We start from the raw sequence: 20091 nt of genomic DNA, 5'->3' as shown, positions 1-20091 counted from the left end.
GATGAAAACAAAAATCGCTAAACACCTATTACAAATCAAAGCGGTCTCATTAAAACCAGACGAACCGTTTACATGGGCAAGCGGTATCAAATCACCGATCTATTGTGACAACCGTCTTACCTTGTCCTACCCAGAAGTAAGACACGACATTGCTGAAGGTCTTAAAGAGTTGATCCTCACTCATTTTGAAAGAGCGGAGGTTGTTGCTGGTACTGCAACAGCAGGCATCCCGCATGCGGCATTAGCGGCAGACCGTCTGAACGTGCCGATGTGTTATGTGAGAAGTAAGCCAAAAGCACATGGAAAAGGGAATCAAATTGAAGGAGCCGTATCAAAAGGTCAAAAGGTGGTCGTCGTAGAAGACTTGATTTCAACAGGAGGCAGTGTGCTTGAAGTGGTCGCTGCTCTTCAAGAAGCGGGCTGTGACGTACTAGGAGTTGCCGCGATCTTCACATACGGACTGCCAAAAGCTGCAGCTGCTTTTCAAGAGAAAAACATTCCATATGTCACCCTAACAGACTATGACACACTGACAGACGTGGCACTTGAGCTGAAAGCGATCGAGCCTTCTGCTATGAATAAACTAAAACGCTGGAGACAAGATCCTTCCTCTGAATCTTGGATGGAAGAAACCGTCTAAAAAGCTGTGCGTACCCGCACAGCTTTTTTATTTGGTTAAAAATAGTAAAATAGACTCAAATTCAAATAAAAACTAATCCTATCAATAAAGTCGGGTTGACTTTTGTTTGAATTGTGTTAATATTTAAGACAAATTAAAACACTTATCCAGAGAGGTGGAGGGACTGGCCCGATGAAGCCCGGCAACCTGCGATTTGCAAGGTGCTACTTCCTGCAAAATGATTCTATTTTGAAAGATAAGGAAATGAGCTTCCTCATCTTTCTTTCGGACTGAAAGGAAGTTTTTTTATTTTAACGGTGAGGAGGAAGACGAGATGGAAGTGAAGCGAAATCAGGATGAAGACTTATTGAAGCATATGCAGAAACTGATTGGGGATATGAATTCGGTTCAGTTACGCTGATTGTTCAGGACGGTCAAGTGATTCAAGTGGAAGAAAACAGAAAAAGTCGGTTGACGTAGTGCGGAGAGTAGTGATACTCCGGAAGGGGAGAAACAATGTTAACTTATGAAAATTGGCAAGAGCCGTCCATTACATTTCAAGAGGATGATTTGTATAAAGGGGCCTTATCTGTGCTGAAATGGGCATACGGTCATTATGGTGATCAGCTCGTTTATGCATGCAGCTTTGGTATTGAAGGCATCGTCCTCATTGATCTTATTGCGAAAGTAAAAAAGGATGCAAGAATTGTCTTTTTAGATACAGGTCTGCATTTTAAGGAAACGTACGACACAATTGATGCGGTAAAGGAAAGATACCCAGGTTTAGATATTGTGCTGAAAACCCCTGAGCTGACGGTTGAGGAGCAAAACGAGCAGCATGGTGATCAGCTATGGAAAACGGACCCTCAAAGCTGCTGCTATATGCGTAAGGTCATTCCTTTGCAAGAAGCGCTATCCGGCTATCCGGCATGGCTTTCTGGCTTAAGAAGAGAGCAGTCACCCAAGCGAGCAGGGACGAACTTTTTAAATCAGGATGAAAAATTCAAATCAGTGAAAGTATGTCCTCTTATCCACTGGACGTGGAAGGACATATGGAGATATGCATCTAGAGAGGAACTTACTTATAATCCGCTGCATGATCAGGGATATCCAAGTATCGGTTGTGCCCCGTGTACACAGCCGGCATTTACTGCCGAGGATCTTCGTTCTGGCAGATGGTCAGGCACAGCTAAGACTGAGTGCGGATTACATGAGTAAGGGAGCATAATGTATGGAAATCGCCGCAATTTTATTTAGTTTATTTTTCGCTCTAAACATTGGCGCGAGTGGTGCAGCTGCTTCGATGGGCATCGCGTACGGGTCAGGTGCTATTCAAAAGCCTATCTATGCACTTAGCGTATGTGCAGTTGGGATTTTAGCAGGTTCAGTCATTGGCGGCGGTGAGGTCGTCAAAACGATTAGCTCTGGAATTATGCCTGAATCCGTCATTACACTTGAAATTGTTTGTATTATTATTGGTTCTGCTGCATTATCACTCTTTATAGCGAATCTGATGGCCATCCCTTTATCAACGAGTGAGGTTACGGTAGGAGCTGTGGTTGGAGTCGCGGTCGCATATAAAGTATTATATGTGAAATCCATTTTAGTCATTGTGTCATTTTGGGTCATCATTCCTATTGTTGCTTTTCTTTTTACATTCGTTGTAGTCAAAATCATCAGAATGTTCCCGAAACGAACTTTGTCAAAAAAAGGCACCATGATTTTATCGATCGTTTTGATCATCAGTGGATTTCTAGAAGCGTTTTCTGCTGGGATGAACAATGTCGCAAATGCTGTAGGCCCCCTTGTTGCTTCAGGCATTTTATCCGTTGGGCAAGGAACGCTTTACGGCGGACTTTTCGTTGCACTGGGTGCCCTTTTATTAGGAAAAAGAGTGCTTGAAACAAACGGAAAGAAAATCACCCGCTATCAAACAGGTGAAGGGATTTTGCTTTCGAGTACCGGTGCTGGACTTGTCATCGTCAGCTCTATTTTTGGGCTGCCAGTTCCACTTACCCAAATCACCTCCTCGTCTATCATTGGGCTTGGAATGGCAAAAGGCGGACCAAATATTTTTCATAAACATGTGGTGAAAAAAATGTTGAAAGTGTGGGTAGTGTCACCCTTTTTATCACTTAGCCTATCGTATTTGCTGGTGAGCCTTTTCTTAAAAGGAGACTATTATTCTATCTTTATCATGATGAGTGTACTGCTTGCCTCACTTGGTGCGCTGAGTCTGATGAAGGCAGTCAAAAATGAAAGCAGCTCGATTCATGAACAGGGCGGCGGGATTTAACGGCAAATCCGACTATTTACATCTAATAAATATGAACATTGAGAGGAAGATGAACAAATGAGTTTAACACCACATGGTGGCGTATTAATTAATCGAGTAAATGAAGAGTATGATCTCAGCACGGCTGCAAAGGAAATTGAACTAGATGCTATCTCCTTTGCAGACCTTGAACTCATAGCAATTGGCGGGTATAGTCCAATTGAAGGGTTTTTAACAAAAGCTGATTATGAAGCCGTTGTGAGCAGTATGCGGTTAGCAAGTGGTGTTGTTTGGTCTCTTCCTATTACACTGCCAGTGACAAAGGAAAAGGCAGCGGAGATCCATCAAGGTGATATTGTGCGTCTATCGTATAATGGAACTGTATATGGGGTGATTGAAGTAGAGGATCAATACACACCAGATAAGGAAAAAGAAGCGGTGAATGTATATAAAACTGATGACCGCAATCATCCAGGCGTGAAAAAATTATTTGAACGCGGTGACATATACATTGGTGGTAAAATTACACTGACGAAACGCAGTGAAAAACCATTCCCTCAATTTACGTATGAGCCAGAAGAAACAAGACGGCATTTCAAAGAAAACGGCTGGAAAACCATTGTTGGTTTCCAAACGAGAAACCCTGTTCACCGTGCCCATGAATATATTCAAAAGACAGCACTTGAAACAGTCGATGGTTTGTTTTTAAATCCACTTGTCGGTGAAACAAAATCAGACGATATTCCGGCAGACGTGAGAATGAAAAGCTATCAAGTGTTATTGAACGGTTATTATCCAAAGGATCGCGTCTTTTTAGGTGTTTTTCCTGCGGCAATGCGTTATGCTGGACCAAAGGAAGCAATCTTTCACGCGCTTGTTCGAAAAAATTACGGCTGCACTCATTTTATTGTGGGAAGAGATCATGCGGGTGTTGGTGATTATTACGGCACATACGAGGCGCAGGAGTTATTTGAACAATTTACAAGTGAAGAAATTGGCATTACCCCGTTAAAATTTGAACATAGCTTCTACTGTAATACATGTGAAGCAATGGCAACACCAAAAACATGTCCTCACGATAAAAGCGAGCATGTCATTCTTTCAGGTACAAAGGTTCGAACGATGCTGAGAAACGGTGAATTACCGCCAAGCACGTTCAGCCGAAAAGAAGTTATTGAAACATTAATCGAAGGATTAAAAACGACGGTATCTTAATGGGAGGGTATGACATGAGCAATGAACATATCGTGTGGCATGATTCATCTATTACAAAAAAAGAATATCAACAGAAAAACAATCATACGAGCGGCATTATTTGGCTTACGGGTCTAAGTGGGTCAGGTAAATCAACGATCGCAAATGCAGCGGCCAGAGAGCTGTTTGAACAAGGCTATCAAGTCACCGTTCTTGATGGCGATAATGTAAGGCATGGACTGAATAAAGATTTAGGGTTTTCAGATGATGACAGAAAAGAGAACATTCGCCGCATCGGAGAAGTGGCAAAGTTATTTGTTGAACAAGGAACGATTGTCATCACGGCTTTTATTTCTCCGTTTCAAGAAGACCGCCGCATTGTCAGACAGTTAGTTGAAGCGGGAGAATTTCACGAAGTGTTTGTGAAATGTGATCTGAACGTATGCGAAGAGCGTGATCCAAAGGGGTTATATAAAAAAGCCAGAAATGGAGAAATTCCGTTCTTTACCGGAATTGATTCACCGTATGAAGAACCAGCTGCGCCTGAGCTCGTACTAGATACAGGTGAATTATCTCGTGAAGAGTCCAAACAGCGTCTTGTTGATTATGTAAAGGGAAGAGCGAAATAATTGCCTGATGGCAGGGGGAGAAAAGCACGATGGGGAAAGTATACATTGTGGGGGCTGGACCTGGGGATCCAGACTTAATTACATTAAAAGCCCATAAGGCAATACAGCAGGCAGATGTCATTTTATATGATCGCCTTGTCAATCAAGAAATACTCGCCCACGCCAAACCCGAGGCGGAATTAATCTATTGCGGCAAGCTGCCAAATCATCATACGATGAGACAGGAAGCCATCAATGAAGCCCTTGTGGCCCATGCAAAGGAAGGGAACGTTGTCGTTCGGCTGAAAGGCGGCGACCCCTTTGTATTCGGCCGAGGCGGTGAAGAAATCGAATGCTTAGCTGAGCACGGAATTCCGTATGAAGTCGTCCCTGGAATTACCTCTGGTATTGCAGCGGCCGCTTATGCAGGCATTCCCGTGACGCATCGTGAATTCAGCTCAAATGTCGCTTTTGTCACGGGTCACTATCAAAAGGATGAGCATTTTGAAGAAAAGTGGGAAGCGCTGGCTACAGGGATTGATACCCTTGTGATTTACATGGGCGTCAAAAACGTGAAAAGAGTGCAGCAGCTTCTTTTAAAAAATGGACGCGATCCTGAAACGCCAGCAGCGTTTATACACTGGGGAACCACGACGAGGCAAAAGACGACTTGCTGCACTGTGGCGACACTGTCTGAAACAGTTGAAAAAGAAGGCATCGAGCATCCAAGTTTAATTGTAGTTGGAGATGTCGTTCATTTTCACCAAAAACTGAGCTGGTTTGAACCCGCCTTAATCGAGAAATGAGAATGATAAAGAAAAGACACGTACATCGATCGTGTCTTTTCGTCTGATCAAAACAAGTAGAGGGAGGAGCCACATGAAACAAGCTGTACTTTATGTTGGGCATGGAAGCAGAGTAAAAGAAGCACAAGATAAAGCCATTTCTTTTATGAAAAGCTGTATGCCGTTAGTAGAAGCAGATATACAAGAAATTTGTTTTTTAGAACTGACAGCCCCTTCCATAGAAGAAGGATTTGAAGCCTGTGTGAAAAAAGGAGCTACACACATTGCGATCGTCCCGCTCCTCCTTTTAACTGCCATGCATGCCAAATCAGATATTCCAGTCGAGATTGAGAAAGTACAAAAGCGATATCCGCAAGTGAAGGTCACATACGGAAAACCAATCGGGGTCAATCAAGAAGTGACAAAAGCAGTTGCTGCAAGAATTGAAGAGGCAGGATATCAAGGCGGGAAAGCACGGATTCTTTTAATTGGCCGCGGAAGCTCTGACCCCGATGTGAAGCGGGATGTGTTTGGCATTGCGGACGATGTCAGGCGCCTGCTCCCTCTCGCAGAGGTCTTGCCATGTTTTATTACGGCATGTGAGCCAAATTACCGAGATGTTCTTGCGCAATTAACAGCAGATGATGATGCGCCTGTTTATCTCGTTCCTTACTTGTTGTTTACGGGTATTTTAATGAAAGAGATTGAAAATGAAGCGGCTCAGGCGAGAAAGAGGCTGAAAGATGTCCGGGTATGCCGGTATATTGGCTTTCATCCGCATGTAAAAGCGGCTTATATTGAACGCGTGCAAGAAACCATTTTAAACAAAGACCATGCGTTTCATTTCCAAGGAGAAAGCCATGCTTCCAGTCCATCTTGATTTAACCGATCAACAAGTGCTCATCGCCGGCGGTGGACGAATAGCCGCAAGAAGGGCAGAGGCGCTATGCATGGAGCCTTGCCATATAACCGTCGTGAGTCCTGACATTTCTAAAGAGATGGCACGTCTCATTGATACATACAACCTGAATTGGAAGGAAAAGAAAGTGGACGTGGAAGATTTAGAGGGTGCATTTTTCATTGTAGCTGCTACAAACGATCCAGCGGTAAATGAATGGATTGCACAAACAGCCCGGCCTCACCAGCTAGTGAACTGTGTGAGCCAATCAGAGCTTGGCAATGTGATCGTGCCAAAGGTGGTCAAAGCAGGGAAAGTGACGATTTCAGTCTCTACAAGCGGTGCGAGCCCAGCCCGGACAAAACAACTGGCTGCGGAAATTGAGGCGTTGCTAGAACAAGAGGATGTAGATGCACTTGACGCTCTTTATATCGAAAGAAAAAAACAACAAAGAAAAAGCCGATAAAATCTCTTTAAGGGATTTTATCGGCTTTTATTATTTTCGCAGCTTTAGGACCACATCTTCGTCAGGCGTGACAAATAATGTTTGCTGCTGATCATACGTCACAAATCCCGGCTTTGCTCCATTTGGTTTTTTCACATGCCGGATTTTCGTATAATCGACAGGAACGGAGCTCGACTCCTTTGCTTTCGAGAAGTAGGCAGCGATTTGAGCCGCTTCACGCAGCGTCTCTTCATCAGGTGCTTGATGACGGATGACGACATGTGATCCAGGAATATCCTTCGTGTGCAGCCAAATGTCGTCACGGGCAGCAGCCTTTGTGGTTAAATACTCGTTTTGTTTGTTGTTTTTTCCGACTAAAATCGGAATACCTTGAGACGATTCATACGTTTCAAGCTGAATGGCCGCCTGTTTTTTCTTTTTGGCGTTGCGCTTTTGTTTGGCGCGTAAATATTTTCCTTCAACAAGTTCTTCTCTCATTTCCTCTAAATCCTTCGGTGAGGCAGAGGATAGCTGCTGAATCAACTCTTCAAAATAAGCAATCTCTTCATGCGTCCGCTCAATTTGTTCATTGACCGCTTCTACTGCATTTTTTGCCTTTTGATATTTTGTGAAATACCCTTGCGCATTTTCAGAAGGGGTTTTGTTTGTTTTAAGCGGGATCGTGATCTCTCCGCCATCTTCATCGTAATAATTGATGACAGTCGCTTCTTTATCCCCTTTTTTGATGGCATATAAATTGGCTGTTAACAATTCGCCATAGAGCTGATATTTATGTGCATGTTGAGATTCTTCAAGAGTTCTTTTCAGTTTTTTGAGCTTGTTTTCATTTTTCTTTTTTTCATTTACGACAAACCGTTCAAGGTCAGACGCCTGCTGTTTAACTCTGTCTCTCTCAGCTTTTCCGAAATAAAAGCGGTCAAGCAGCTGGCTGAGAGAGTCGAATGTTTTCATCTCGCCATGGACATGCTGAAGTTCTAATAAATAGAAATATTCTTTCCCGTCTTTTCTTGTGAGCTGCGGGGTAAAGGAGTGCATGCGAATAAGCTGGAACATGTCGAGCAGTGTATTTGGAATCGTTTCCTGATTGACAAGACCGGCCCTGTGTACAGCTTCCTTTGCAAACAGCGGAGAAACCCCAGAGAATGTATCGACAATTTGATTTGCGATCTTTCCTTCTTGAAAGCGTAAATGCTTTAAAATATCATTCTTCGTCACTTCAAACGGATTCAATTTTTGCTGTGCAGGCGGCAGAAGGTATTCGTGACCAGGAAGTACCGTTCGATAGCTGTTCACAGATGGAGAAAGATGCTTTAGGCCATCGATGATCTGCTGCGTGTCATCTTCTACAAGAATCAAATTACTATGCCTTCCCATGATTTCAATGTAGAGCTTTCGAGTCTGTTCGTCGCCAATTTCATTGCGGCTTCGTACATGAAGTACGATCACCCGGTCAAATCCAATCTGTTCAAAACGTTCAATGAATCCGCCCTCAAGATGCTTTCTGAGGAGCATACAAAACATTGGAGGTTCGCTTGGATTGTCATATTGATGCTCTGTGAGCTGAATTCTAGCGTAGCTCGGATGAGCGGATAAAAGGAGCTTATGATTTTTTCCGTTTGCCCGGATATGAAAAATCAGCTCGTGCTTATATGGCTGATGAATTTTTGAAATTCTTCCGCCAGTTAATGTCTCTTGCAATTCATTTGTCATACCATATGTAAAAATGCCGTCAAATGACATGTTGGATACACCCTCTTCTTTCACACAAATCTACTGAAAGAACCTTCCGTTTCTCGTTCTTTAGGCAGTCTTATTATTATAGCATGATTTAGGACGAGTCTGAATAAACTGGCTTATAGAACACTGCATATGAGAGAGAACAAAAGAGGAGTGGACGAGGTCAAATGAATTGGCATGAACTGAACCAAACCGATTTATTAAAAACAATGAATACATCGATAGGTGACGGACTGTCAGAAAAAGATGTACAAAAACGGCTTGAAAAACACGGGCCAAATGAATTGCAGGAAGGGAAAAAGGCGTCGGCTCTGATCATTTTTTTAGCGCAATTTAAAGATTTTATGGTGTTAATTTTGCTTGCGGCAACGATCATTTCTGCTTTTTTAGGCGAATACATTGATGCTGTAGCAATTGTAGCGATTGTTCTGATTAATGGAGTGCTCGGCTTTTATCAAGAACGCCGGGCGGAAAAATCTCTTCAAGCGCTAAAGGAATTATCAACCCCGCATGTGTATGCAAGGAGAAATAATGAATGGGTCAAGATCCCGTCTAAACATCTCGTGCCAGGGGATATTGTGAAATTTTCGAGTGGAGACCGGATTGGGGCAGACATTAGATTACTAGAAACCAAAAGTTTAGAAATTGAAGAGTCCGCTCTCACTGGCGAGTCCATCCCTGCGGTCAAACACGCAAGTCCGCTTTCACGAGACCATGTCTCGCTTGGAGATTTGACGAACATGGCCTTTATGGGGACGCTTGTCACTAGAGGAAGCGGCGTGGGCGTTGTCATTGGTACAGGGATGAATACAGCGATGGGACAAATTGCCGGCATGCTGGATGCAGCAGGGAATATGGAAACACCGCTGCAAAGACGTCTCGAACAGCTGGGGAAAATCCTGATTGTTGCTGCCTTATTTTTAACGGTGCTCGTTGTTGTTCTTGGCGTTGTACAAGGACATGATTTGTATCATATGTTCCTGGCGGGAGTATCTCTTGCAGTTGCTGCCATTCCTGAAGGACTGCCGGCGATTGTAACCGTCGCACTTTCCTTAGGAGTGCAGCGGATGATCAAACAAAAATCGATTGTCAGAAAGCTCCCGGCGGTGGAAACACTTGGCTGCGCTTCGATCATTTGCTCAGATAAAACAGGGACAATGACGCAAAATAAAATGACTGTGACACATGTATGGGCAGAGGGCAAAACGTGGAATATTTCTGGTACGGGCTATGAGCCATCTGGTGATTTCACCTTAAACGGAGAACTTGTCCATGTAGACAAACATCCAAGTCTGCAAAAGGTGTTATTATACGGGGCGCTTTGTAATACATCAACCATCGTTGAAAAAGACGGCGAAATGAGGCTTGATGGAGATCCGACAGAGGGGGCGCTTCTCACAGCAGCACGTAAAGCAGGGTTTACTGAGCAATTCATCGAAGCCGGATTTCACGTTGTAGAGGAGTTTCCTTTTGATTCAGAAAGAAAGATGATGTCAGTCGTCGTCGAAACGAATCAAAAAGAGCGGTATGTCATTGCAAAAGGTGCGCCGGATGTCCTGATGAACCGTTCAAGTCATATCATGCACGGCGGCCGCACAGCTTCTTTTTCAACCACTCACAGGCAAGAAACAGAGGCTGCGATTCAAGGCTTAGCAAGACAAGCGCTGAGAACGATTGCCATTGCGTATAAAAAAGTCGGTCTGACAGAAAAAATCAACTCTGTCCAGCAGGCTGAAACCGATTTGACATTTATCGGGTTAGAGGGCATGATCGATCCACCTCGTCCTGAAGTCAGACGAGCGGTTAAAGAGTGCAGGGATGCTGGTATAAAAACAGTCATGATTACAGGGGATCACGTGGAAACAGCCAAAGCGATTGCCAAAGACTTGAGCCTTTTACCAAAGCAAGGAAAGGTGCTCGACGGAAAAGCGCTGGATCAGATGAGTGACAAAGAGCTTGAGCAAACGGCTGAAAATGTATACGTCTTTGCACGGGTATCACCTGAACATAAGCTGAGAATTGTGAAGGCCTATCAAAAAAATGGACATATTGTGGCGATGACAGGTGACGGGGTCAATGATGCGCCTGCGATTAAGCAAGCAGATATCGGCATCTCCATGGGCATCACTGGAACAGACGTAGCCAAAGAAGCATCTTCTCTTATTTTACTTGATGACAACTTTGCGACCATTAAATCCGCCATTAAAGAAGGCCGGAATATTTATGAAAACATTCGGAAGTTTGTCCGGTATTTGCTGGCATCCAATGTGGGAGAAATTTTGGTTATGCTGTTCGCGATGCTCCTAGCACTTCCGCTTCCTCTCGTTCCTATTCAAATTTTATGGGTCAACCTTGTCACAGATGGTCTTCCAGCGATGGCACTTGGCATGGATAAGCCAGAAGGCGATGTCATGAAGCGAAAGCCGAGGAACATGAAAGAGGGCATTTTTGCTAGAGGGCTCGGCTGGAAGGTTGTATCTAGAGGATTCCTCATCGGGCTTGCGACCCTTTTAGCATTTATGTTTGTGTATCACCGCGATCCAAACAACCTGCAATATGCACAGACTGTTGCATTTAGTACGCTTGTTTTGGCGCAGCTCATTCATGTATTTGACTGCCGCAGTGAACGGTCCATCTTTGAACGCAATCCATTCGGGAATCTTTACTTGATCGGTGCGGTTTTGTCATCACTTTTACTTATGTTTGTGGTCATTTATTATCCGCCGCTTCAGCCGATTTTCAAAACGGTGGCCATTGCACCAATTGATTGGCTGCTGATCATCGGTATGTCTGCACTGCCAACTTTTTTACTGGCAGGATCACTTTTGACAAGAAAAAAATAATTCGTTATGGTATAATTTTGAGGTAATAGTGTCTGCTATTACCTTTTTCATTTTATTAATATGAAAGAATTGGGTGTTTTGACATGATACGCAGTATGACGGGATTCGGCCAAGCGAGTAAAACGGATGGAGAACTGACAGTGTCAGTTGAGCTAAAATCGGTCAATCACCGTTTTAAAGAGGTTCATGCCCGTTTGCCGAGGCCGCTTTTATATTTCGAAGACACATTAAAAAAAATCATTCTTCGTCACGTGCAGCGCGGTAGAATTGAGCTGTTTGTCACGATTGAAGGCGGTAAACTAGCAAGCCGGTCCTTGCAGATCGACTGGCCGCTGCTTGATGAATACATGAAAGCCGCAAAAGACCTCGAGAAGCGCTATCACATTTCAGGCATTCAGCATGCACATGACTTACTGGGGCTGGAGCATGCCGTTCAAGTAGAAGAGTCGGCCAGCCGAAATGAGCAGTTAGAGCAATTGCTGATGGATGCTTGTGAAACGGCTGTCAAGGAGCTTTGCTTCATGAGAGAGCAGGAGGGGACATCACTTCAAAAAGACTGTGAGCTGAGGCTTTCTGAATTAGAGGCCTATACAGAAGAAATCAAAGTCTTTGCACCAGAGGTTGTGAGTCAGTATAAAGACAGGCTCAATCAGCGATTGCAAGAATGGATCGGAGAGGCGCTTGACGAAAGCAGATTGACAACAGAGGCTGCCATCTTTGCTGACCGCTGTGACATTACAGAAGAGATTACGAGATTGAAAAGTCACTTTCAGCAATTCCGGCAAATCTTGATGCAAGGCGGTGCTGCCGGCAGAAAACTTGATTTTCTTGTACAGGAGCTCAACCGTGAAGTGAACACCATTGGCTCAAAAGCGAACCATCATCATTTAACAAAGCTGGTGGTTGAAATGAAAAGTGCTATTGAAAAAATAAAAGAACAAGTGCAAAATATAGAATAGTCATTGTGTAAGCTGTTTACAGTGCGTCTCTTTCGGCGAGACTAGAGACGTTTATATTACAGGGGGACGTTAGAAGATGACCATAAAGTTGATCAATATCGGATTTGGAAACATCATTTCAGCGAATCGGATGATTTCGATCGTCAGTCCAGAATCAGCACCGATTAAACGAATGATACAAGACGCAAGAGATCGAGGCATGCTCATAGATGCTACATACGGAAGAAGAACCCGTGCTGTTGTCATTATGGACAGTGACCATGTCATCTTATCTGCCGTTCAGCCTGAGACTGTCGCGCAAAGACTTTCTGTAAAAGAAGAAATCATAGATGAAGGGCAGGGGTAATACGCCATTATGAAAGAAAGAGGACTTTTAATCGTTCTCTCTGGACCTTCGGGAGTTGGAAAAGGAACGGTCAGACAAGCCATTTTCTCCCAGGAAGATACGAAATTTGAATACTCTATTTCTGTGACGACACGTAAACCGCGTGAAGGTGAAAGAAATGGTGTCGATTATTTCTTTAAATCCAGGGAAGAATTTGAACATATGATTGAAAACAAAAAGCTGTTAGAATGGGCAGAGTATGTCGGGAATTACTACGGCACGCCTGTTGACTATGTAGAACAGACATTAAGCGAAGGAAAAGATGTTTTCCTTGAAATCGAAGTGCAAGGTGCACTTCAAGTAAGAGAAGCATTCCCAGAAGGTCTTTTTATTTTCCTTGCACCGCCTAGTCTTTCGGAACTTCAAAACCGCATCATTACACGTGGTACAGAGTCTGAGGAGCTCATTCGCAATCGAATGGCTGCTGCAAAAGAAGAGATTGAAATGATGGATGCTTACGACTATGTCGTGGAAAACGATGATGTCGAGCTTGCTTGTGAAAGAATCAAAGCGATCGTCCTTGCAGAACACCTGCGCAGAGACAGAGTCGCACCAAGATATAAAAAAATGCTGGGGGTAGAATAAACTATGTTAGATCCTTCAATTGACTCATTGATGAACAAACTTGATTCAAAATATACACTTGTGACAGTGTCTGCACGCCGTGCACGTGAAATGCAGATCCACCAAGATCAGCAAATCGAAAATACAAAGTCTTACAAATTCGTAGGCAAAGCACTGGAAGAAATCGATGCCGGTCTTTTGACATTTGAAAAAGAGGATCAAGAATAACACATCGCTTCTGCTATGCAGATACGATACGTTCAAAAAAGTCAAAACTATGATTGGTTTTGACTTTTTTGAATTGTAGACGAATTTGTGAAAAAGGCCGTTAAGGGGGACAAACAAATGTTACAGTCAAAAAATATTTTGCTCGGCGTCAGCGGAGGAATCGCCGTATATAAAGCAGCTGCTCTTACTAGTAAACTCGTACAGGCGGGCGCAAATGTAAGAGTGATTATGACGGAATCTGCCCGTGAGTTTGTGTCTCCGCTTACCTTCCAAGCTCTGTCTCGACATGAGGTGTATGTGGATACATTTAAAGAAAACAATCCAAAAGTCATTGCGCATATTGACGTAGCTGACTGGGCCGATCTCATTCTTGTTGCCCCTGCAACAGCACATACGATTGGTAAAATGGCGGCAGGGCTTGCAGATGATATGCTCACGACGACCTTACTTGCTTCAACCGCTCCTGTATGGATCGCACCAGCAATGAATGTGCATATGTATGATCACCCGGCTGTAAAGCGGAACATTCGCACATTATATGAGGACGGCTACCGGTTTATTGAGCCGAGTGAAGGTTATTTAGCCTGCGGCTACATTGGAAAAGGGCGGTTAGAGGAGCCTGAAAAAATTGTTGAGCACATCCGTGCATTTTTTGAAGAGCCAAAAAGCTTACCGCTTTCAGGTAAAAAAGTCGTGGTGACAGCAGGTCCTACACGAGAAGTCATCGATCCTGTGCGTTTCTTTACAAATCGATCGTCAGGAAAAATGGGCTATGCGATTGCAGAGGCTGCGCAGCAAATGGGGGCTGATGTCACGCTCATTTCAGGACCTGTTTCTTTAACGGCACCTGACCATGTACATGTGGTGCACGTTGAATCGGCAGAGGACATGTATCAAGCCGTATTAGATGTGTACGAGGAAGCGGACCTTGTCATTAAATCAGCAGCGGTCGCCGACTATACCCCTGTGACATCATATCCTCATAAAATGAAAAAACAGGACGGCGCCTTAGAGATTGAATTCACCCGGACAAAAGATATTTTAAAAGAGCTGGGGAAAAGAAAAGAGCATCAAGTGCTTGTCGGTTTTGCAGCTGAAACGCAGGATGTAGAATATTACGCGAAAAAGAAAATCGAATCCAAGCATTTAGATATGATTGTGGCCAACAACGTCACAAAAGAAGGTGCAGGCTTTGGCACAGACACAAATGTAGCAGCAATCATCAAAGCAGATGGTACAACAAAAGAGCTGCCGATGATGAGCAAAAAAGACCTCGCTTTTGAAATCTTAAAGGAGGCAAAACAGCTGTTGCCAAAAGAGCGTGATCGAGCATGATTGCTGAAGTCATCGTGGATGTCACAACGAAAGCCATTGACCGGCCATTCGATTACCGTGTACCAGATCGATTCAAAGATCTCGTCAAAGCGGGAATGAGGGTGGTCGTTCCCTTTGGCCCAAGGAAGATTCAAGGGTTTGTGACAAAAGTCAAAGACGAAACAGACATAAAGACAGGAAACATCAAGGACATTGTCGATTTATTTGATTTATCACCTGTTCTGACAGATGAGCTATTGGAGCTTTCCCACTGGCTGACGGAAAAAACATTGTCCTATCACATTACGGCACTTCAATCGATGCTGCCTGCAGCCATGAAGGCGAAGTATGAAAAAGAAATTCAGGTGCTGTCAGATGAAGAACTTCCGCAGTCATTGAAAGAGCTTTTCGGTCAGCGAGATAGCATCCTTTACGCTGACATCCCGGCCGAACAACTAAAACAGATTCAAAAGCATGTCCAAAAAGGTCATCTAGAGGTAAGGTATCACGTCTCGCAAAAATCTGGAAAGAAAAAGGTGCGCATGCTCCATCTAGCTGTATCGAAAGATAAGCTTGAAGAAAAACAACAGCAGCTTAAGAAAAATGCGGTGAAACAAAAGGCACTGCTCTCCTTTTTGCTTCAAGCGAGTGAGACGACCTTTTTAGCGAAAGACTTGCAGCAGCAAACAGGCGCGAGTTCTCAAACGCTTAAAACCTTTATTCAAGAAGGGCTGCTAACAGAAAGCTATGAAGAGGTCTATCGTGATCCTTATCGTGACCGGGCGTTTACACCATCTGCTTCACTTGATCTCATGCCAGAACAAGCAGAAGCGGCAAAACATATTCATCAAGCAGTCAGTGATGACCGGCATGAAACCTTTCTGCTGCACGGGGTGACAGGAAGCGGTAAAACGGAAATATACTTGCAGACGATTGATCATGCCCTTCAAAAAGGAAAAGAAGCGATCGTCCTCGTTCCTGAAATCTCGTTAACCCCTCAAATGGTTCAGCGGTTTAAAGAACGGTTCGGCTCAAATGTGGCTGTACTTCACAGCGGCTTATCGACAGGGGAAAAATATGATGAATGGCGGAAAATCCACCGCAAGGAAGTCAAGCTTGTCGTGGGCGCGAGATCTGCTGTTTTCGCTCCATTTGAAAATCTAGGCATGATTATCATAGATGAAGAGCATGAATCTTCTTATAAACAAGAAGAAATGCCTCGTTATCATGCCAAGGATGTCGCCATTGAACGAGCCAGAAGGCATCGATGCCCAGTCGTTTTAGGCAGTGCAACCCCTTCACTTGAAACCTACGCGCGTGCGAAAAAAGGCGTGTTTACATTGCTGACGCTTAAACATCGCGTCAACCAGCAGCAGCTGCCGCACGTTTCGTTAATTGATATGAGAGAAGAATTGAGAAATGGCAACAGGTCCATGTTTTCAGAAGAATTAATGCTCAGATTAAAGGAAGTGCTTGAAAGAAAAGAACAAGCCGTCTTATTTCTGAATAAAAGGGGCTATTCATCCTTTGTGATGTGCCGTGATTGCGGATATGTGGAGCAATGTCCTCATTGCGAAATTTCTCTCACCTATCACCGCTATCAAAAACGGCTGAAATGCCATTATTGTGGGCACGAAGCACCGGTGCCTGCTGAATGTCCAGAATGCCATAGTGAGCATATTCGCTATTTTGGGACGGGTACGCAGCGTGTAGAAGAAGAGCTTACAAAAGTACTGCCTGAGGCAAGAGTGATCCGAATGGATGTAGATACAACGTCTCGTAAAGGTGCTCACGAAAAGCTCCTCACGTCTTTTGGCAATAAAGAAGCGGACATTTTGCTCGGGACGCAAATGATAGCAAAAGGGCTAGATTTCCCAGATGTCACACTTGTTGGTGTTCTCAGTGCGGATACGTCTCTTCATATTCCTGATTTTCGTTCAAGTGAAAAAACATTTCAGCTTCTCACGCAGGTCAGCGGCAGGGCAGGACGTCATGAAAAAGCGGGTTCTGTGATCATTCAATCGTATACGCCTTCTCACTATAGTATTGAATTAACGAAGCAGCATGACTATGAAGCCTTTTATGAACAGGAGATGCTGCATCGCCGCCACCAGTCCTATCCGCCGTATTACTATTTGGCAATGGTGACGGTATCACACGAGGAAGTGACGAAGGCAGCGCATGTCACTGATCAAATTGTCCAGTTCCTAAAAATGAACTGTGCACCGAATACAAGAATCCTTGGTCCGGCTGCATCACCAATCGCTAAGATCAAAGATAGATATCGATATCAATGCGTGATAAAATACAAAAGGGAAAATGAACTGGCAAGTTTACTACGGAAAATACAAGATCATTATCAAAAGGAAATGGAACAAAAACAATTGATGATTTCAATAGATATGAATCCATATATGATGATGTAAAACGGAGGGCTTTAAGTGGCAGTAAAACCAATAGTCATACATCCGGCAGAAGTACTTGAACAAAAGGCAGAGCCTGTTGATACGTTCGATAAAAAGCTCAAAAAACTGCTTGATGATATGTATGATACAATGCTTGAGCTAGATGGAGTCGGACTAGCAGCACCACAAATCGGCATTTCACAAAGAATGGCTGTTGTCGATATCGGAGAGGAACCTGGCAGAATTGATTTAGTGAATCCCGAGGTTCTTGAAGTGAAAGGAAGTCAAACAGATATTGAAGGCTGCCTGAGCTTTCCATCTTTATACGGCACAGTAGAAAGACCGAGCTATGTGAAGGTAAAAGCCTTTGATAAGAAAGGCAAACCATTTACAATAGAAGCAGAAGGATTTTTAGCAAGAGCCTTATTGCACGAAATTGATCATTTAGACGGTATATTATTCACGTCGAAAATCATTCAAACCTATACAGAAAAAGAACTTGCGGAAATGGAAGGGTGAAGAAAATGGCACGTATTGTATTTATGGGAACCCCTGATTTCTCAGTACCTGTGCTGCAAACACTCATAACAGAAGGATACGAAGTTGTCGGGGTCGTCACGCAGCCAGATCGCCCAAAAGGCAGAAAACGAGTACTCACACCGCCTCCTGTGAAAGTAGAAGCCTTAAAGCACGGCATTCCTGTACTGCAGCCTGAAAAGGTGCGTCTTGATGAAGAAATTGATAAAGTGCTTTCATTAAAGCCCGATTTAATTGTAACGGCGGCATTTGGACAAATTCTACCAAAACGATTACTGGATGAACCTCAGTTTGGCTGTATCAATGTTCATGCCTCACTGCTGCCAGAACTAAGAGGCGGCGCGCCGATCCATTATGCGATCCTTCAAGGTAAAAAGAAAACAGGCGTCACCATCATGTACATGGTGGAACGACTCGATGCAGGGGACATGATCAGTAAAGTAGAAGTAGAAATCGACGAATTAGACAATGTCGGTACATTACATGACAAATTAAGTGTAGCAGGCGCCGCATTGCTGAAAGATACTGTGCCAAATGTTCTGAGCGGATCTATTTCTCCAATTCCGCAAAATGAAGAAGCGGCAACCTACGCACCTAATATAAAGCGAGAGCAAGAAAGGTTAGACTGGACAAAGACCGGAGAAGAGCTTTACAACCAAGTTCGCGGCTTAAATCCATGGCCAGTTGCCTATACTGAATGGAACGGGGCTCATCTAAAAGTATGGGAAGCGAAAAAAGTTCCACTTCAAGTGCAAGAAGAACCTGGGAAAGTGATTGAGCTTCAAAAAGAAGGTCCGGTCATTGGAACTGGGAATAAGCAAGGCCTTTTATTAACAGGTGTGCAGCCAGCTGGTAAGAAAAAAATGAGCGGCGAAGACTTCTTAAGAGGCGCAAATATCGAAATTGGACAGAAATTAGGGTTAATGAATGAAGAAAAGTAATGTGAGAGAAGTAGCGCTGGACGCTTTAATCAAACTTGAACAAAACCAAGCTTACAGTAATTTGCTTTTGCAGTCAGTCATGAAAGACAAAGACTTGGCAGATCAGGACAAACCGCTCTTAACAGAGCTTGTGTACGGTACACTGCAAAATAAGCTGGCATTAGATTATATGCTGGCGCCATTTGTGAAAAAACCGCAAAAGGTGGCTCCATGGGTCATGCAGCTTTTGCGAATGTCTCTTTATCAAATGGTCTACCTTGAAAAGATTCCAGACCGTGCAGCCATCCATGAAGCAGTTGAGCTAACGAAAAAGAGAGGGCACAAGGGCATTTCTTCACTTGTGAACGGCGTTCTTCGTTCCGTGCAAAGAGAAGGTGTTCCGGCTTTTGATGACATCAAAGATCCGGTCAAGCGGCTTTCAATTGAGACAAGCCACCCATTATGGCTCGTGCAGGAATGGGTTCAGTCGTACGGATTTGAAGCGGCAGAAAGCATGTGCCGCATTCATTTAGTACCGCCAAAGCAAACCCTCCGTGTCAATCGAATGAAAACTGGCCGCGCGGCATTGCAGCAAGAACTGCTGGATGCCGGAATCGAAACGGAGCTCGGCGACTTATCTGAAGATGCACTCAAGCTGATGAAAGGGTCCATCGTTTCAACCCCTTCTTTTCAAGAAGGCTATGTGACCATTCAAGATGAAAGCTCAATGCTTGTCGCAAGAGCACTAGACCCTCAGCCGGGAGAAACAGTGCTTGACGCCTGTGCGGCTCCAGGCGGAAAATCAACACATATCGCAGAGCGTATGAACGACGAAGGACAAATTGTTTCACTTGATTTACATGAACACAAAGTGAAACTCATCAAACAAGCAGCAAAACGCCTGAACCTTACTCAGATTGAGGCAAAAGCGCTTGATGCGAGGAAAGCGAAAGACTATTACAGCGAAGCTTCATTTGACCGTATTCTGATTGATGCGCCGTGTTCTGGTTTTGGCGTCATCAGACGAAAACCAGATATGAAATATACTAAGTCTCCAGAAGACTCAGCAAGGCTTGCTGCTATTCAGCAGGCAATCTTAAAAGAAGCAGCTCCGCTTTTAAAGCCTGGCGGATCCCTTGTATATAGTACATGTACAATGGACCCAACAGAAAATCAACAAGTGATTCATGCGTTTTTACAAGAACACCAAGACTTCGAACCCGATCTATCTCTTAATGAACGGCTGCCTGAGCAGGTTGCTCCGTTTGTTCAAAACGGAAGTGTACAAATTCTTCCTCATTATTTCGGAACAGATGGTTTCTTTATTTGCAGCATGAGAAAGAAGGGATAAAAA

The 20091-nt window shown here is 43.9% G+C and carries 20 protein-coding genes and 1 riboswitch; of the genes, 19 read left to right on the top strand and 1 reads right to left on the bottom strand.

Annotation, left to right across the window (positions count from 1 at the left end):
* Position 1: 1 nt before the first annotated feature.
* From pyrE to C6347_RS06375, 9 genes are all read left to right on the top strand, one after another.
* The gene (gene pyrE / locus C6347_RS06415; protein ID WP_106047776.1) at positions 2 to 640 is read left to right on the top strand and encodes an orotate phosphoribosyltransferase; all 639 of its coding nucleotides are present in this window, start codon (positions 2 to 4) and stop codon (positions 638 to 640) included.
* Positions 641 to 779: 139 nt separating this feature from the next.
* Positions 780 to 882, top strand: a riboswitch (SAM riboswitch).
* Positions 883 to 985: 103 nt separating this feature from the next.
* The gene (locus tag C6347_RS19625; RefSeq protein ID WP_223253264.1) at positions 986 to 1099 is read left to right on the top strand and encodes a DUF2292 domain-containing protein; all 114 of its coding nucleotides are present in this window, start codon (positions 986 to 988) and stop codon (positions 1097 to 1099) included.
* A gap of 36 nt (positions 1100 to 1135) precedes the next feature.
* Complete coding sequence (locus tag C6347_RS06405) at positions 1136 to 1837, top strand: phosphoadenylyl-sulfate reductase (protein ID WP_060596213.1); 702 nt, start codon at positions 1136 to 1138, stop codon at positions 1835 to 1837.
* Positions 1838 to 1850: 13 nt separating this feature from the next.
* Positions 1851 to 2915, top strand: coding sequence for a sulfate permease (locus tag C6347_RS06400; protein ID WP_060596214.1), 1065 nt, complete (start codon positions 1851 to 1853; stop codon positions 2913 to 2915).
* A 57-nt stretch (positions 2916 to 2972) separates the two neighbouring features.
* Positions 2973 to 4109 (top strand): sulfate adenylyltransferase, encoded by a 1137-nt coding sequence (sat, locus tag C6347_RS06395; protein ID WP_034662474.1) that lies wholly within the window; start codon positions 2973 to 2975, stop codon positions 4107 to 4109.
* A gap of 14 nt (positions 4110 to 4123) precedes the next feature.
* The gene (gene cysC / locus C6347_RS06390) at positions 4124 to 4717 is read left to right on the top strand and encodes an adenylyl-sulfate kinase (RefSeq protein WP_034662471.1); all 594 of its coding nucleotides are present in this window, start codon (positions 4124 to 4126) and stop codon (positions 4715 to 4717) included.
* A 29-nt stretch (positions 4718 to 4746) separates the two neighbouring features.
* Positions 4747 to 5502 carry a uroporphyrinogen-III C-methyltransferase gene (gene cobA / locus C6347_RS06385; RefSeq protein ID WP_034662468.1) on the top strand — a complete coding sequence of 252 codons (756 nt, stop codon included), beginning with the start codon at positions 4747 to 4749 and terminating at the stop codon, positions 5500 to 5502.
* 73 nt (positions 5503 to 5575) lie between these two features.
* On the top strand, positions 5576 to 6361 hold the full coding sequence (locus C6347_RS06380; protein ID WP_060596215.1) for a sirohydrochlorin chelatase: 786 nt from the start codon (positions 5576 to 5578) through the stop codon (positions 6359 to 6361).
* Positions 6342 to 6845, top strand: coding sequence for a precorrin-2 dehydrogenase/sirohydrochlorin ferrochelatase family protein (locus C6347_RS06375; protein WP_060596216.1), 504 nt, complete (start codon positions 6342 to 6344; stop codon positions 6843 to 6845). The genes C6347_RS06380 and C6347_RS06375 overlap by 20 nt, the downstream gene beginning before the upstream one ends.
* A 30-nt stretch (positions 6846 to 6875) precedes the next feature.
* Here C6347_RS06375 and C6347_RS06370 read toward each other — a convergent pair whose 3' ends face one another.
* Complete coding sequence (locus C6347_RS06370; protein ID WP_060596217.1) at positions 6876 to 8585, bottom strand: Rqc2 family fibronectin-binding protein; 1710 nt, start codon at positions 8583 to 8585, stop codon at positions 6876 to 6878.
* A gap of 164 nt (positions 8586 to 8749) precedes the next feature.
* Between C6347_RS06370 and C6347_RS06365 the strand changes: the two genes are divergently transcribed.
* The 10 genes from C6347_RS06365 to rsmB all read left to right on the top strand — a co-directional run bounded on the left by C6347_RS06365 (position 8750) and on the right by rsmB (position 20088).
* Entirely contained in the window at positions 8750 to 11425 is a 2676-nt protein-coding gene (locus C6347_RS06365) for a calcium-translocating P-type ATPase, SERCA-type (protein ID WP_106047779.1), read from the top strand.
* A gap of 83 nt (positions 11426 to 11508) precedes the next feature.
* Positions 11509 to 12384 carry a YicC/YloC family endoribonuclease gene (locus C6347_RS06360; RefSeq protein ID WP_060596218.1) on the top strand — a complete coding sequence of 292 codons (876 nt, stop codon included), beginning with the start codon at positions 11509 to 11511 and terminating at the stop codon, positions 12382 to 12384.
* A gap of 76 nt (positions 12385 to 12460) precedes the next feature.
* Positions 12461 to 12730, top strand: a complete 270-nt coding sequence (gene remA, locus C6347_RS06355) for an extracellular matrix/biofilm regulator RemA (protein WP_008344898.1) — start codon at positions 12461 to 12463, stop codon at positions 12728 to 12730.
* Between the two features lie 9 nt (positions 12731 to 12739).
* Positions 12740 to 13354 (top strand): guanylate kinase, encoded by a 615-nt coding sequence (gene gmk / locus C6347_RS06350; RefSeq protein ID WP_003212381.1) that lies wholly within the window; start codon positions 12740 to 12742, stop codon positions 13352 to 13354.
* Positions 13355 to 13357: 3 nt separating this feature from the next.
* Positions 13358 to 13561: a DNA-directed RNA polymerase subunit omega gene (rpoZ, locus tag C6347_RS06345; protein WP_003211647.1), complete on the top strand. Its 204-nt coding sequence runs from the start codon at positions 13358 to 13360 to the stop codon at positions 13559 to 13561.
* Between the two features lie 117 nt (positions 13562 to 13678).
* Positions 13679 to 14896, top strand: coding sequence for a bifunctional phosphopantothenoylcysteine decarboxylase/phosphopantothenate--cysteine ligase CoaBC (gene coaBC / locus C6347_RS06340; RefSeq protein WP_060596219.1), 1218 nt, complete (start codon positions 13679 to 13681; stop codon positions 14894 to 14896).
* Complete coding sequence (gene priA, locus C6347_RS06335) at positions 14893 to 17301, top strand: primosomal protein N' (protein WP_060596220.1); 2409 nt, start codon at positions 14893 to 14895, stop codon at positions 17299 to 17301. Before coaBC ends, priA begins: the two co-directional genes overlap by 4 nt.
* A 15-nt stretch (positions 17302 to 17316) precedes the next feature.
* Positions 17317 to 17799, top strand: a complete 483-nt coding sequence (gene def / locus C6347_RS06330; protein WP_034662448.1) for a peptide deformylase — start codon at positions 17317 to 17319, stop codon at positions 17797 to 17799.
* Between the two features lie 5 nt (positions 17800 to 17804).
* Positions 17805 to 18758, top strand: coding sequence for a methionyl-tRNA formyltransferase (gene fmt / locus C6347_RS06325; RefSeq protein ID WP_060596221.1), 954 nt, complete (start codon positions 17805 to 17807; stop codon positions 18756 to 18758).
* Positions 18745 to 20088, top strand: a complete 1344-nt coding sequence (gene rsmB, locus C6347_RS06320) for a 16S rRNA (cytosine(967)-C(5))-methyltransferase RsmB (protein WP_060596222.1) — start codon at positions 18745 to 18747, stop codon at positions 20086 to 20088. Before fmt ends, rsmB begins: the two co-directional genes overlap by 14 nt.
* The last annotated feature ends 3 nt before the right edge of the window (positions 20089 to 20091 follow it).

This window comes from Bacillus sp. NMTD17 (genome assembly GCF_002998735.1).
Lineage (GTDB): Bacteria > Bacillota > Bacilli > Bacillales > Bacillaceae > Bacillus.
Note: the sequence above shows the minus strand (reverse complement) of the source record. Positions and strands in the feature narration are given on the sequence as shown.